At 62.5% G+C, this 14,260-nt stretch carries 15 protein-coding genes and 1 pseudogene; 6 read left to right on the forward strand and 10 right to left on the reverse strand.

All coding sequences use genetic code 11. The features are described from left to right. Positions 1-77 precede the first annotated feature (77 nt). Positions 78-815: pseudogene (locus INT12_RS32085) on the reverse strand (methyl-accepting chemotaxis protein); the annotation flags it as partial. Between the two features lie 208 nt (positions 816-1,023). On the opposite strand from INT12_RS32085, the gene INT12_RS24065 reads away from it, so the two are divergent. Together INT12_RS24065 and INT12_RS24070 are read left to right on the forward strand one after the other, a co-directional pair. Then, positions 1,024-2,046, forward strand: coding sequence for a transporter (locus INT12_RS24065; protein ID WP_017847224.1), 1,023 nt, complete (start codon positions 1,024-1,026; stop codon positions 2,044-2,046). Positions 2,047-2,186: 140 nt separating this feature from the next. Continuing rightward, positions 2,187-3,803, forward strand: a complete 1,617-nt coding sequence (locus INT12_RS24070) for an inorganic phosphate transporter (protein ID WP_017847223.1) — start codon at positions 2,187-2,189, stop codon at positions 3,801-3,803. A gap of 141 nt (positions 3,804-3,944) precedes the next feature. Here the strand turns inward: INT12_RS24070 and INT12_RS24075 are convergent, their stop codons facing one another. Genes INT12_RS24075 through INT12_RS24085 form a run of 3 tightly spaced genes read right to left on the reverse strand, consistent with a single transcriptional unit; the run spans position 3,945 to position 6,609 of the window. Next, positions 3,945-4,919, reverse strand: coding sequence for a biotin-dependent carboxyltransferase family protein (locus tag INT12_RS24075; protein WP_126585416.1), 975 nt, complete (start codon positions 4,917-4,919; stop codon positions 3,945-3,947). After that, complete coding sequence (locus tag INT12_RS24080) at positions 4,916-5,794, reverse strand: 5-oxoprolinase subunit B family protein (protein ID WP_017847221.1); 879 nt, start codon at positions 5,792-5,794, stop codon at positions 4,916-4,918. The genes INT12_RS24075 and INT12_RS24080 overlap by 4 nt, the downstream gene beginning before the upstream one ends. A 56-nt stretch (positions 5,795-5,850) precedes the next feature. Further along, positions 5,851-6,609, reverse strand: a complete 759-nt coding sequence (locus INT12_RS24085; RefSeq protein WP_017847220.1) for a 5-oxoprolinase subunit PxpA — start codon at positions 6,607-6,609, stop codon at positions 5,851-5,853. A 104-nt stretch (positions 6,610-6,713) separates the two neighbouring features. Between INT12_RS24085 and INT12_RS24090 the strand changes: the two genes are divergently transcribed. Further along, positions 6,714-7,631 (forward strand): LysR family transcriptional regulator, encoded by a 918-nt coding sequence (locus tag INT12_RS24090; protein WP_193059048.1) that lies wholly within the window; start codon positions 6,714-6,716, stop codon positions 7,629-7,631. Here INT12_RS24090 and INT12_RS24095 read toward each other — a convergent pair. Then, complete coding sequence (locus INT12_RS24095) at positions 7,628-8,524, reverse strand: LysR family transcriptional regulator (RefSeq protein ID WP_193040992.1); 897 nt, start codon at positions 8,522-8,524, stop codon at positions 7,628-7,630. The two genes, INT12_RS24090 and INT12_RS24095, sit on opposite strands and share 4 nt — an antisense overlap. A gap of 105 nt (positions 8,525-8,629) precedes the next feature. Between INT12_RS24095 and INT12_RS24100 the strand changes: the two genes are divergently transcribed. Beyond that, positions 8,630-9,388, forward strand: a complete 759-nt coding sequence (locus INT12_RS24100; protein ID WP_046382305.1) for an SDR family NAD(P)-dependent oxidoreductase — start codon at positions 8,630-8,632, stop codon at positions 9,386-9,388. On the opposite strand, the gene INT12_RS24105 is transcribed toward INT12_RS24100, so the two are convergent. Continuing rightward, entirely contained in the window at positions 9,287-9,799 is a 513-nt protein-coding gene (locus INT12_RS24105; RefSeq protein ID WP_046489873.1) for a multidrug/biocide efflux PACE transporter, read from the reverse strand. The two genes, INT12_RS24100 and INT12_RS24105, sit on opposite strands and share 102 nt — an antisense overlap. A gap of 87 nt (positions 9,800-9,886) precedes the next feature. Here INT12_RS24105 and INT12_RS24110 point away from each other — a divergent pair, with 87 nt between their 5' ends. Next, positions 9,887-10,741: a LysR family transcriptional regulator gene (locus INT12_RS24110; protein ID WP_017847215.1), complete on the forward strand. Its 855-nt coding sequence runs from the start codon at positions 9,887-9,889 to the stop codon at positions 10,739-10,741. A gap of 54 nt (positions 10,742-10,795) precedes the next feature. Here INT12_RS24110 and INT12_RS24115 read toward each other — a convergent pair whose 3' ends face one another. The 3 genes from INT12_RS24115 to INT12_RS24125 all read right to left on the reverse strand — a co-directional run bounded on the left by INT12_RS24115 (position 10,796) and on the right by INT12_RS24125 (position 12,938). Beyond that, positions 10,796-12,013 carry an RNA polymerase sigma factor gene (locus INT12_RS24115; RefSeq protein WP_193040993.1) on the reverse strand — a complete coding sequence of 406 codons (1,218 nt, stop codon included), beginning with the start codon at positions 12,011-12,013 and terminating at the stop codon, positions 10,796-10,798. A 118-nt stretch (positions 12,014-12,131) separates the two neighbouring features. Beyond that, positions 12,132-12,476, reverse strand: coding sequence for a YciI family protein (locus INT12_RS24120; RefSeq protein WP_017847213.1), 345 nt, complete (start codon positions 12,474-12,476; stop codon positions 12,132-12,134). A 42-nt stretch (positions 12,477-12,518) separates the two neighbouring features. Next, complete coding sequence (locus INT12_RS24125) at positions 12,519-12,938, reverse strand: YybH family protein (protein WP_193040994.1); 420 nt, start codon at positions 12,936-12,938, stop codon at positions 12,519-12,521. A gap of 144 nt (positions 12,939-13,082) precedes the next feature. Between INT12_RS24125 and INT12_RS24130 the strand changes: the two genes are divergently transcribed. Beyond that, the gene (locus INT12_RS24130) at positions 13,083-13,577 is read left to right on the forward strand and encodes a GNAT family N-acetyltransferase (protein WP_193040995.1); all 495 of its coding nucleotides are present in this window, start codon (positions 13,083-13,085) and stop codon (positions 13,575-13,577) included. Positions 13,578-13,684: 107 nt separating this feature from the next. Here the strand turns inward: INT12_RS24130 and INT12_RS24135 are convergent, their stop codons facing one another. After that, complete coding sequence (locus INT12_RS24135) at positions 13,685-14,167, reverse strand: GyrI-like domain-containing protein (protein WP_017847210.1); 483 nt, start codon at positions 14,165-14,167, stop codon at positions 13,685-13,687. Positions 14,168-14,260: the final 93 nt, after the last annotated feature.

Consider the following 14,260-nt stretch of genomic DNA (forward strand, 5'->3'; position numbering starts at 1 on the left):
TCGCGCAAGGTGTTCGCGGCCTCCGCCAGATGCCCCAGTTCGTCCTGGCGACGACTGGCGACACGCTCGGCAAAACGGCCGTGGCTCAGTTGGCTCACATACTCGATCAAGCCACGGATCGGCAGGATCAGGTTGCGGTTGATCAACCACAGGCTGAACAGGCCGATCAATACGCCGGACAGCAACATGATCGCCAGCCCCACCATCACCGTGCGCTCGGCATGGGCGCTGATGGCCTGGGATTGCTGGGTGCTTTGGGCACGCAGATCGCTGACCAGCGCGCTCATCTGTTCACTGGCGGCGCGGTCCACGCCCTTGACCGCGGAGTCTCCGGCGCTCGGGTCGGCGCCGGCGGCCAAGTAGGCATCACGGCCCTTCTGGTAGGCAACGCCGAGCTGCTGGTGTTCCTGACGCAGGTTCTGGATACGCTGGCTCAGCGCCGGGTCACCGGCGGTCTGGGTGACCAGCCGCGAGAGAATGCCTTGTACATCGCGCTGCCGATCCTGGAACTGGCCCCAGTATTTCTCCAGGTCCTGCGGCTGCTTGCCGCGCAACAACACGTTTTTCCATTCTTGCACCTGCACTTTGAATTGCAGGTTGGCCTCATCGATCAACTGTGAAGTGAGCAACGGCCCATCGAGCAAACTGCGGTAACTCTGCACCCCGTTGGAAAGGAAGTTGAAACAGGCCAGGGCTATCAACAGCATCGCCAGCAGGCTGCCGCCGAGCAGCGACAAAATCTGTGCCCGCAGGGATGTTCGTAAAAAAGTCATCGGGAAAAGCCTCGAAACAAGGAAAAGGTGCAAATACGTCATGACATCCCTGTCGTCGAAGGCGCCGTCATCCGCAGCGGTTGTTGTGCCCTGAATCGGCCGATCTAGACACTTCTTGAGCTCATTTCGATAGTCGGTCAATAAAATGTCATCAAGTCGAAAACTGTCACAAAACTGTCAAGCATCCTTGCAATGATTCGCTCACGCGAACCTGTGAAACGTCCGACAGGTCCTTTCTCTGCGAGACTCCATGAACCACAGCATCGACCATAGCCACCAGGACTCCGATCTGTTTGGCTTGCTTTACGGTTTCCGTTTCCGCCCAGGCGAAAAGGGTGAGCAGATTGATTCAGCCACCGCTCTCCAGGCCTTGCAGCAACCGCAAGACCCGCAGGAGTTTCTATGGCTGCACCTGAACCTGGCTCATGCCGGATGCGAGCGCTGGATGCTGGCGCACCTGCAATTGCCGGAAGAATTCTTCGAAGCCTTGCACGAAGGCTCACGCTCCACCCGTATCGAACACGTCGACTCTGCCTTGCTCGCGGTGGTCAACGACGTGGTGTTCAACTTCAGCAGCATGGTCTCGTCGGATATTTCCACATTGTGGGTCTGCGCCCGCAGTCACTTGCTGATCAGCGCGCGCCTGCAACCGCTGCACTCGGTGGATAAGTTGCGTTCGTCGGTCAAGGCCGGTGAGCACTTCCGCTCGCCGCTGGAGCTACTGGTCCACCTGCTGCGCGACCAGGGCGAGGTGCTGACGCAGATCGTGCGCAAGACCAGCATCAGCGTCGACCACATCGAAGACCAATTGCTCTCCTCGCACCTGTCCACCAACCGCGCCGAGCTGGGCGCCATGCGCCGGGTGCTGGTGCGCCTGCAACGCCTGCTGGCGCTGGAGCCCGGCTCGCTGCTGCGGCTGCTCAACCGCCCGCCGCAGTGGCTGCAAAAGGAAGACGTCAAGGAGCTGCGCAAATCCACCGAGGAGTTTGCGCTGATCATCAACGACCTGACCGCCCTGGGCGAACGCATCAAGTTGTTGCAGGAAGAAATCGCCGCCAACCTCAACGAACAAAGCAACCGCACGCTGTTTACGCTGACGGTGGTCACGGTGCTGGCGTTGCCGATCAATATCATTGCCGGCTTTTTCGGCATGAACGTAGGCGGCGTGCCGCTTTCCCAAGACCCGGAAGGCTTCTGGATTCTGGTGGCGTTGGTCGCGACCTTTACCTTGATTGCCGGGCGCTGGGCCTTCAGGAAACGCAACGACTACTGACCCTCACATGCGCTCAAAAAATCTGTGCGTTTGTAGACCAGCGGCCAATCCAATCCGCTAAACACTGATCTATCGCAGCATCTCTGTAATATTCTGCAATGATCATGAGCGACATCCTCTCCGACACTGGATGTTACTGCATGGCCACCCCTTCCCTGACAGCTTCAACGCATACGTCATCCGTTGATACCCGACCCAGGCTGGACAAAAAACCCGGCCTGCTGACGGTGATCATTTTCTTTGCCGTGCTCGCGATGGGCCTGTTGTTCACCGCCTACAGCCTGATGCGCGACATGCACGAACTGGGCACGCTGGTCACCACCTGGACGCCGTTCCTGCTGCTGGGCGTGGCGCTGCTGATCGCCCTGGGTTTCGAATTCGTCAACGGTTTCCACGACACCGCCAACGCCGTGGCGACGGTGATCTACACCAACTCGCTGCCGCCGCAGTTCGCGGTGGTGTGGTCGGGTTTTTTCAACTTCCTCGGGGTGCTGCTCTCCAGCGGCGCAGTGGCGTTCGGCATCATTGCCCTGCTGCCGGTCGAGCTGATTTTGCAGGTGGGTTCCTCGGCCGGTTTCGCGATGATCTTCGCCCTGCTGATCGCGGCGATCCTGTGGAACCTCGGCACCTGGTGGTTGGGCCTGCCGGCCTCATCCTCCCATACTCTGATCGGTTCGATCATCGGCGTCGGCGTGGCCAATGCCCTGATGCACGGGCGTGATGGCACCAGCGGCGTGGACTGGAGCCAGGCGATCAAAATCGGTTACGCCCTGCTGCTCTCGCCGCTGATCGGTTTCGCTTTCGCCGCCCTGCTGTTGCTGGCCCTGCGCGCCTTCGTGAAAAACCGCGCGCTGTACAAGGCGCCCAAAGGCGACACCCCGCCGCCATGGTGGATTCGCGGCATGCTGATCCTCACCTGCACCGGTGTATCGTTCGCCCACGGCTCCAACGACGGGCAAAAAGGCATGGGCCTGATCATGCTGATCCTGGTCGGCACCCTGCCGATGGCGTATGCGCTGAACCGCGCCATGCCCGCCGAACAATCGCTGCAGTTTGCCGCGGTGGCTGAAGTGACCCAGGTCGCGCTGATGAAAAGCGCGCCGCAAGCGCTGCCGGGCGACCCGCGCCCCATCCTCTCGACCTACGTGCGGACCAAGGACGCCACACCCGAACTGATCCCGGCCCTCGCCGCCCTCGCCGGCCAGATCGGCGATGAAGTCAAAGGCTACGGCTCTTTGGCTAAAGTCCCCGCCGAAGCCGTAGGCAACGTGCGTAACGACATGTACCTGACCAGCGAAACCATTCGTTTGATGGACAAGGCCAAGATCGGCAACTTCGACGCCGACACCCAAGGCAAGCTGCAACTGTTCAAGCAACAGATCGACAACTCCACGCGCTTCATTCCGCTGTGGGTGAAGATCGCCGTGGCCATCGCCCTGGGGCTCGGGACCATGGTCGGCTGGAAGCGCATCGTGGTGACCGTGGGCGAGAAAATCGGCAAGACGCACATGACTTACGCCCAAGGCGCCTCGGCCGAGACCGTGGCGATGCTGACCATCGGCGCTGCGGATATGTTCGGCTTGCCGGTGTCGACCACCCATGTGTTGTCGTCCGGCGTGGCGGGGACCATGGTGGCGAACGGCGGCGGCTTGCAGATGAAGACCATCCGCAATTTGCTGATGGCCTGGGTGCTGACCTTGCCGGCAGCGATTCTACTGTCGGGTAGCCTGTACTGGTTATTCACCCAACTCTTCTGACCCAGCGCCGGTCAACAATGTGGGAGGGGGCTTGCTCGCTCCCACATTGTTGGCCGGCGTGGCAGTGACCAGGGTGGCGATGCTGCTCTACTGGCTGTTCAGCAAACTCTGCTGACCCACTACATTTTGCTGGGTGGTGTTTCAGGTATTGAAGAGCCCGGTCATTGCCTTCAGACGCTTCTTGTACACCCGCCGCGCCTCCAACGCTTGCTCCAGGCTGACCGCCACAAACCCCGCCCGCTGGTTCGGCTGCATCTGCCCGATCAAGTCCAGGTCGGCACTGATCACCGTGCCGATCATCGCGTAGCCGCCGCCCGACACCGCGTCCCGATGCAGCACGATCGGCTCCAGCCCGGCCGGCACCTGGATCGAGCCGATCGGGTAGCAACTGTCGACGATGTTCGACGGATCGGACCCCGCACCAAACGGCTGCTCCCGTGGCTGAAAGCTCAACGCACTGCCGCCCTTGAAGCGATAGCCGATACGGTCCGCCTCGGACCCCACCGTCCACGGCTCGGCAAAAAAGCTGCTTTTCGCCGCCGCCGTCAGGCGTTCGTAATACAGGCCGGGCACCACGCGCAAGGTCACATCGCCACCGACTGCCCGGCGCAAGGCCATCGGCAAGCTGTTGCCCGCCCGCCCCTGCCCACAGGGCTCGCCGATGGGCAGCTCATCCCCCGCCTGCAACCGCCGCCCGTGAAAGCCACCGAGTGCGCCGAGGGTGTAGGTCGAGCGACTGCCGAGCACCAACGGCACGTCGATGCCGCCGGCGACCGCCAGATAGGTACGCGCACCGGCCTGGGGAAATTCGAAGCGCAACACCTGCCCGGCGCGGACCTGGAACGCGGTGTCCTGGTGGACCACTTCACCGTCCAGGCGCGGCGCCATCAAGGCGCCGCTGAGGGCGACCAAGGCGTCCCGGCGAAACTCCAGCTCGGGACCGATCAGCGTGCATTCCAGGCCGGCCGCGCCCGGCGGGTTGCCCACCAAATGGTTGGCCGCGCTCAGCGCGTACTGGTCCAGCGCGCCCGACGGCGGAATACCCAGGTGGTAATAACCTTCGCGGCCCAGGTCCTGTACCGAGGTCGCCAGGCCGGGTTTGAGCACCTTGATCATGCCAGCGCCTCCTGCAGGGTTTTCGGATAACCGATGGGGTCGGCGAGAAACGCATCCAGGGAAAATTCCAGGGGGCGGATGCGCAGGTCGAAACGTCCTGCGTCCACCTCGGCGACGGCCAGGTCGTAGGCCTCGCGGTCGATCGGTTTGAACTGCACGATGTCGCCCGGCCGGAAGAACACCATATGGTCCTTGAGGTAGGCCAACTGCTGCGCCGGGTCGTAGATCGGTGCCGGGGTGACGCCGAACATCTGGTAGCCGCCGGCGCCGCGCACCGAATAGATGCAGCCAAAGCAGCCGCCATGGCCGAGGGTCAGTTTCGGCGTGTCGGTGCGCGGGCGCAGGTATTTGGGCACCTGCAACTGCCGCTCGCGCTCGACCATCTGGAACATGAACGGCAAGCCCGCGACAAAGCCGACCATCGACACAAACCACGGCGCGCCACTGTGGGCCGCGATGAAAGCGTCGACATCGGCCAGGCCGTTGATCCGCGCCGCGTATTCCAGGTCGGTGCCGCTGGGGTCTTGATGGCGATCGCGAAAGCGCATAAGGGTTTCGTGGGTCCAGGGGTCGTTGTAGAGCACCGGGATTTCGATGATGCGCGTGTGCAAGGTGCGTTCGGCCACGGCCTGGGCTTCGGCGCTTTGCACCGCGTCGAGCAGCACATGGGGCGCAATGCGGTCCGGGTCGAAGCGGATCTGGAAGGAGGCGTTGGCCAGGCACACATCCAGCACACCGTCCAACGCCAGGCGTTCCACGGCGCGGGTCACGGCCATGCCTTTGAAGAAAGCCTCCAGGGACATGCTGTCGCTGACCTCGGCGAACAGGTGTTCATCGGCGCCGAAGCTGTAGCGGATGGGGGACGTTTCAGCCATGTCTGTTCCTCTTGGAATCGTTATAGAAAGGCAGGCAAAAAAGTATGGGGGCGATCTTATTCGGGTGTTCTGACCGCAATGCCTGCTTGGTCCAGGGCTTCACGGGTGGCTTCGACCAATTCCAGGGCGCCGGGGGTGTCGCTGTGCAGGCAGATGGAATCGAATTCGATAAACAGGTCTTCGCCTTCTACGGTGCGTACAAGACCCGTCTGACAAGCCCGTAGGACCCGCGCCGCGACGGTGGCAGGGTCGAGGGCGCGCACCGTGCGGGTGAACACGATAGAGCCGCTCAGGTCGTACTCGCGGTCGGCGTAGAACTCACGCACCACCGGCTGCCCCAGTTCCTTGGCTATGCGCCAGATCACCGAGTTCGGCATGCAGTACAGCAACAGTGTCGGCTCAATCAGTTGCAGGTTTTGCACCAACAACCGCGCGGCGTCTTCATCGCGGGCCAGGTGCATGTAGAGCGCGCCGTGGGGCTTGATGTGTTGCACGGGCACCCCCTGGGCGCGGGCGATTTCACGCAGGGCGCCGAGCTGGTAGAGCATGTCGTCCACCAGTTCCTGGGCCGGCGCGTTGATATGGCGGCGACCGAAGCCCACCAGGTCGCGAAAGCCCGGATGAGCGCCGATGGCGACCCCCAGTTGCTTGGCGCGTGCGACGGTGCGGCGCATGGTGCCGGGGTCGCCGGCGTGGAAGCCGGTGGCGATATTGGCCGAGCTGATGTAGGCCATCAGCTCGGCATCGACGCCATCGCCGATCGTCCAGGGGCCGAAGCCTTCGCCCATGTCTGAATTGAAATCCACTGCCTGCATGAAAAGTCGCTCCGCCAAAGGTGATGCTGAAAAGTAGGCTGCGGCTTGACCCCTTGGGAAGATCTATTATCAGATGGCCTATCTTCTGAAAAACAGATATCGCCATGTCGCTGACCTTGCGCCAAATCCGCTACTTCGTCGCCACCGCCGAGATCGGCCAGATTTCCCAGGCGGCGATTCACCTGAACATCTCCCAATCGGCCGTGACCACGGCGATCAAGGAACTGGAGGCGATGCTCGGCGTGCAATTGTTTGTGCGTTCGGCCCAGGGCATGAACCTGACCGACGCCGGGCGGCATTTTCTCAACCGCGCCTATGTGATCGTGCGCAGTGTCGACGACGCGCTGAACAGCCCACTGCCCGACTACCGCGCCAGCGGCGTGCTAAGGGTCGCCGCCAGTTACACGGTGCTCGGTTATTTCCTGCCGCACCATCTGCAGCGCATGGAACACTGGCACCCGGACGTGACCATCGAGGTGTTCGAGCAGGAGCGCCAGGCCATCGAACACGGCCTGCTCGACGGCCAGTTCGACATGGCCGTGGTGCTCACCGCCAACCTCACCCACGCGGATATCGTGTCGGAAATCCTCTTCAACTCCGAACGCCGCCTGTGGCTGCCCAGCCATCACCCATTATGCGAACGCGGCGCCGTCAGCCTGGCGGACGTGGCCCGCGAGCCCTACATCCTGCTGACTGTCGACGAAGCCGAACACAGTGCCATGCGCTACTGGGAACAGGCCGGGCAAACGCCCAAGGTGCGGCTGCGCACCAGTTCGGTGGAAGCGGTGCGCAGCATGGTCGCCAATGGCAGCGGCGTGGCGATCCTGTCGGACCTGGTGCATCGGCCCTGGTCCCTGGAAGGCAAGCGCATCGAAACCCTGACCGTGACAGACCCGGTGACGCCCATGAGCGTCGGCCTGGCCTGGCACCGCGAGCGCGCATTTACCCCGGCGATGCAGGCGTTCCGGGACTACTTCCACGACGCCTTCCTGACCCCGCAGCAGTTGTCGGCGCGGCGTTAGAGTTGGGCTTGCAGCGTCGCGGCCAACCAGCCCATGAACACCCGCACCCGCAGCGGTAAATGCCGCTGCCCGGCATAGAGCAGGGACACGTCCAACGGCGGCGCCGGGTATTCCGGCAAAACCGCCACCAGTTCGCCACTGGCCAACTGATCGCCAATGCCCAGGGCCGGCACCTGGATAATCCCGAAACCGCCCAGGCAAGCCGACTTGTAGGCATCAGTGCTGTTGACCGTGACCCGCCCGGCCATGGGCAGGCGCTGCACCTTGTTGCCCTGCAGGTATTCGAACCCCGCCGAGCGCGAACCCAGCGGGCGCACGTAATGCACCAAGTGGTGGTCGGCCAGGTCGGCCAGCGTCCGCGGCACGCCATAGCGTTGCAGGTAGCCTGCGCTCACGCAGTTGATCATCGGCATGCTGCACAACAACCGGGCGACCACCGACTGGTCCGGCTGCGCACCGACGCGCAGCACGCAATCGAACCCCTCGGCCAGCAGGTCGACCTGACGGTCGGTGGCGCTGATTTCCAGCTCGATCAACGGGTGCGCGTCCATGAAATGCGGCAGGCGCGGCAGGATCAAATCCCGCGCCATCATGGTCGGCAGGTCCACCCGAATGCGTCCGGTCAGTTGTGTTTCGTCCTGGCGAAACAATCCCTCCAGTTCCTCCATGTGCGCAAGCAAGTCCTTGCTGCGTTCATACAGCACACGGCCGTCCTGGGTCGCCTGCACCTTGCGCGTGGTGCGCTGCAGCAGGCGCGCGCCGAGCAGTTCTTCCAGTGCCTGCACATGCTCGGACACCGTGGAACGCGGCAGGCCCAGGCTCTCGCCGGCGCCGGTGAAACTCGACAGTTCGGTGACGCGCACGAAGGTGCGCAGCAACTCCAGTTTGTTCATGGGATTGTTCGCTTTTTCCGGCCAGTGATTTCGCTTTACCGCTGTTTATCACGTTACAGGCGGACAAATACACTCATTCCCACAATCACCTCAGAGGACTGCACCATGACCCGCAAAATCGCACTGATCACCGGCGCCAGCCGCGGCTTGGGTAGAAGCGCCGCGTTGCGCCTGGCCGCACAAGGCGTGGATATCATCGGCACTTACCACAGCCAGGCGGATGAAGCCCAGGCAGTGGTCGAGCAGATCGAACAATGGGGTGGCCGCGCCGCCATGCTGAAACTGGATGTGAGCCAGAGCGCCACCTTCGACGCGTTCGTCGAAGCCGTCGGCGGCGTGCTCAAGCGTGTTTTCGCACGGGATGATTTCGACTTTCTGATCAACAACGCCGGTATCGGCATCCACGCCAGCTTTGCCGAGACCAGCGAAGCGCAGTTCGACCAACTGGTCGCGATTCAATTCAAAGGCCCGTTTTTTCTGACCCAGAAACTGCTGCCGCTGATCCGTGACGGTGGCCGCATCCTCAATATCTCCAGCGGCCTCGCCCGTTTCAGCCTGCCCGGCTATGCCGCGTATGCGGCGATGAAAGGCGCCATGGAAGTGCTGACCCGCTACCAGGCCAAAGAGCTCGGCGCGCGCGGTATCAGCGTCAATATCCTCGCGCCGGGCGCCATCGAAACCGACTTCGGCGGCGGTGCCGTGCGCGACAACGCCAACCTCAACGCGATGGTCGCCAATAACACCGCCCTGGGCCGCGCCGGGTTACCGGATGATATCGGCGGGGCCATTGCCAGCCTGCTGGCGGACGGTAGCCACTGGATCACCGGCCAGCGGATCGAGGCTTCGGGCGGCATGTTTCTGTAAGAGCTTTTCGCGCATCACGTCGTAGCCCCAGTGGTACACGTAGGTGTACGGCAGGAAAAACAGCAACACGCCGATATCGAGGATAAACGCCTGCAGCAGGCTGATGTTCAGCCACGCGGCAATCAACGGCACGCACATCAGGACCAGCCCGCCTTCAAACAGCAAGGCGTGCAGCACCCGGGTCCAGCTGTTGTTGGCCAGTTGCAGGCGTGCCTTGAGGCGGTCGAACAGGCCGTTGAAAATCACGTTCCAGGTCAGCGCCATCAGGCTGATCGCCAGGGTGACCATGCCCATTTCCACCGCGGGCTTGTCCATGATCCACGCCAGCAACGGCGTGCAGATCAACAACGCCAGGGCCTCGAAACCGATGGCCTGGCACACACGTTCAGTAATCGACTTGGTAGGGTTCATGCCCCGGCTCCGTGAGTGACTGTGTTGCCATCATTGCGTTTTGTATCGATACTTCATAACCAATAACCATCGATAAAGGCGATAGTCATGGCCTCCCATGAAGTGCTCCAGGCCTTTGTTCAGGCCGCGACCCAAGGCTCGTTTTCTGCGGCGGCACGCAAGCTGGGCAAGAGCCAGTCCACCGTCAGCGCGGCGGTGGCGAGCCTGGAGATTGACCTCGATGTGCTGCTGTTCGACCGCAGCAGCCGCAAGCCGACGCTGACCGCCGCTGGCCATGTGCTGCTGCAACGCGCCGAGCAGGTGCTGGAGGCGAGCAGTCGGCTGGCGCTGGCGGCAAGTCAGCTATCCCAGGGGTTGGAGGCGAAAGTGACGATTGCGATGTCTGACACCTACCAGTCGGAGCGCTTCGAACTTGCGCTCAAGGCCTTTGAGCAACGCTACCCCGACCTGGAGCTGGAATGGCTGATCGCCGAGTGCGAAGACCTGATAGCCCTGGTGCAAAGTGGCCGGGCCCAGATTGCCCTGGTCGAGGCCCAGGAGGTTTACCCACCCGACCTGAGCCGTTCGCCGGTGGAAGAGCGCACGGAAATTGCCCTGTTCGTCGCGCCCACGCACCCTTTGGCCAGCCTGGAAAGCGTCAACCAACAGGTGTTGCAGCAACACCGTGAGCTGCGCCTGGCGAGCATCATCAACCCGAATGAAACCCGCCCCATGGGCCGCGTCTGGTCGGCGCCGAGTTTTCTGATGCTGATGGAAATGGCCCAGCTCGGTTTTGGCTGGGCCGCACTGCCGCGCTGGTTGGTGGAACGCTTTGGCAATGCCGGGCTGATTGAACTGAGCGTGCGCAGTTGGCCGCGCTCGGTGGCGGTGGATGCGCTGTGGTCGCGGCAATATCCGCCGGGGCCTGCGGGGAGTTGGTTGTTGGGGCAGATGCTCGATTGAGTTCGTCCAGAGCAGGCAGGGCTTGGTGGTCCCACAGTGGAAATGCGTTGGGCGCTAGATCGGGGTCAGGCTGGCCAGGCGGCGTTCGAGGAAGTGCTTTTCCGGGGTTTGCCGGGTCAGAGACAGGGCTTTTTCATACGCCAGCCGCGCCTCGTCCAGCCGCCCCAATTGTCGGCAGAATTCGCCACGCGCCGAATACGCCAGGTGATAGTCCAGCAATTCGCCCCGCGCCAGAATCGCCTCCACCTGTTGCAACCCGGCCAGCGGCCCATCGCGCATGGCCAGCGCCACTGCGCGGTTCAGTTCGATCACGGGCGACGGCACGGCGCGGAGCAACACATCGTATAGCCCGACAATCTGCGGCCAGTCGGTGTGCTCGGCACTGGGCGCTTCGGCATGTACCGCCGCAATCGCCGCCTGCAAGCCATAGGGCCCAAAGCGCCGGGTCGTCAGCGCTTGCTCCACCAGTGCGCAGCCTTCGGCAATCAGGGATGCATCCCACAATGCTCGGTCCTGTTCGTCCAGGAGCACCAATTCGCCGCCGGCCGAGGTCCGCGCCGGGCGGCGTGACTCGTGCAGCAGCATCAACGCCAGCAAGCCCATGACTTCCGGCTCCGGCAGCAACTCCAGCAACAAACGGCCGAGGCGGATGGCTTCACGGGTCAGGTCGTCGCGCGTGAGATCCGCGCCCATCGACGCCGAGTAGCCTTCGTTGAACACCAGGTAAATCACACGCAGCACGCTGTCGAGGCGCTCGGGCAATTCGGCCAGCGACGGCACCTGATAGGGAATCTTCGCCTCGCGGATCTTGCCCTTGGCCCGCACGATCCGCTGGGCGATGGTGGCCGGCGGGACCAGAAAGGCGCGGGCGATTTCTTCGGTGGTCAGGTCGCAGATTTCACGCAGGGTCAGCGGCACTTGGGCGTCAGCCGCCAGCGCCGGGTGGCAGCAGGTGAAGATCAGGCGCAGGCGGTCGTCTTCCACGTCTTCGTCGTCCCAATCGGCCGCTGCCAGCGCGTCGGCCTGCGCCTGCAATAACGGGGTGAAACGGGCCTGGCGGCGCAGGCGATCGATGGCCTTGAAGCGCCCGGTCGAGACCAGCCACGCCCGTGGATTGCTCGGCACGCCGTCGTGCTCCCAGCGCTGCATGGCGACCAGGAACGCCTCGTGCAGCGCTTCCTCGGCCAGGTCGAAATCGCCGAGCAAGCGAATCAGCGTCGCCAGCACGCGCCGTGATTCGTGGCGGTAAATCGTCTCGATCGGAGGGGTCAATCGGGCAGATCCTGGGTCACCGGGCGATTGGCCACGTCGCCCCCAGGGTTGATGGACCGTTCACATTCGGCAAGTTGAGTGTTCATGGGTAAACCTCCTGTTTATGGGTGTTTTGTGTTCAGAGATTCAATTGGCGCACGGGGCGTACTTCCACACTGCCGACCCGGGCCGCCGGAATGCCGCCGGCGACCTGGAGCGCTTCGTTCAAGTCCCGGGCTTCGATCAGGTAAAACCCGGCGAGCTGCTCCTTGGTTTCGGCAAACGGCCCGTCGGTGATCGACAGCTTGCCATTGCGCATACGCACAGTGGTGGCGGTGCTCACCGACTCCAGCGGCTCGGCGGCGAGCATGCGCCCGCTCTTTTGGACGGACTGCGCGTAGGCGAAACACTCCGGGTCGGCCGGGCTGTCCGGCGCGGTGTGCAGCACCTGTTCGTTGCTGTAGATCAGGCACAGGTATTTCATGGTGTTCTCCGTTTTCGGACTACTGACTATAGTTCGCGGGGCTCAAGGTTTCAGGTCGAACAGCGCGACGCCGGTGGCCATGTCGAAGGGGGCCGACCAATGCTCATGCACCACCTTCCATTGGCCGTCGACACGCTGGTAACCGACGGTGACGCGCATCCAGCAGGTCTTGAGCACGCCGTCCGGGCCGGTGCCACCGCAGTGAGCCAGCCAATGGGCAAAGGCGCTGTTGTCGGCGGCGACGATATGCAACTCATGGAAGTCGAACACACCGGGGCCGGGGCAGACTTCCATGCACGCCTGCCAGTGCGCGCGGTAGGCCAGCTTGCCCTTGAACTGCAGGGCGCTAACCGCGTCGAACGCGATGATATCGTCGGTGTAAAAGCTGACAATCTTATCGATGTCCTTGGCGACGACGGCTTGTTTCCATTGTTCGATCAGGGTGTGGATTGCAGTGTTCATGGCGATACTCCTGGGGGGTGAAAATCTTCAGAGACACCCTTAGTCGAATGGCCCGCCGCCCGATCGACAGCGCGCTGAAAAAAAATCTCGCAGCGCGCAAACCCGATAGACTGCGCCCTTCTTTGCAGCCGTTCGGACGCCCCGATGCAAACCCGCCTTGTCGCCTACGAGGCGCTGAACGCTGTGCAAACACAGCAAGTCGGCGCGATCGAAGTTCACCCTGAGCAGTTGCCGTTTTGCGGCGACATGTATTGCGCACTCAACACCCTGCTGGTCAACCCCAGCCCCGGTATCAAAGGCTTTGCGCTGCTGGCCGACGATGTGCCCGTGGCCTTCCTCCTGCTCAAATGCCCGCCATGCCTGCCCCATTGGGCCGATGCCCACAGCGCCACGCTGCACGCGTTACAGGTGGATCGCAGCCAACAGGGCCGGGGATTTGGCAAAGCCTGCCTGCAGGCGCTACCCGCGGCAGCGCTTCAGGCCTGGCCGCAGATCAAGGCGCTGGAGTTGTCGGTGGACACGCACAATGTCGCGGCGATGGGCTTGTACCTGGGGCTGGGCTGGGTGGATCGCGGGGAGGCATACAAGGGCCTGGGCGGGTATGAACGCCGTTTGAGTCGGGGCTTGGAGCCGCAGTAGATGTCACGTAGAGATGACAGCGACCAACGCTTGGGGGCACGCTGGATCATGAGCATTCCCGCGCAGGAAAAACGGCCGAAGAGTCGCCATCATCTTCGGCCGGCGCTTCAGGCCTTTGCTTCCACAGGCAGCCAGACCTCCACGGTGCCGAGGCCCTTTCTCACATCAAAATCCGCGCTGTACCGCTCGAAATCCACGCCGGCAACCTTGTACCCGGAATGCGGCAACCATTCGAACATGATCCGCTCGTAGGTCTGCGGCAACGCGTGTACCTCGCCGTAGTGCGCGAACACGGCATAGTGATGCGGCGGGATTTCGATGAACTCGAAATTGCTCGGCACATCACCCTTGGCGGGGACTTCAACCCCTGCGATGTAGTCGAACTCATCGTGTCTGGGGTTATGACAAACCCCGTAGGTAAAGCCGCCCAAACGCTTTTTGATGTATTTGACGCTCTCGTCAAACACGCCCCACAACTTGGGAATATCCCCGGTGGTGGCCTTCGAATAATGCCCTTGCACCCCGGCGATCACCAGGGCCTTGCCCTCTTCCATGCGCGGCTCTAACGGTTGTTGCGTCTGCTGATCCATCTGAACAGTCTCCTTCTTATGAGAGAACAAACCCGTATTGAGTATAGGGGTATATCCGGATTGCACTGCATGTAGAAATTGTTCCTACGCATC

Source organism: Pseudomonas sp. K8, assembly GCF_014889455.1.
In the GTDB taxonomy this organism is placed as follows: Bacteria; Pseudomonadota; Gammaproteobacteria; order Pseudomonadales; family Pseudomonadaceae; genus Aquipseudomonas; species Aquipseudomonas veronii.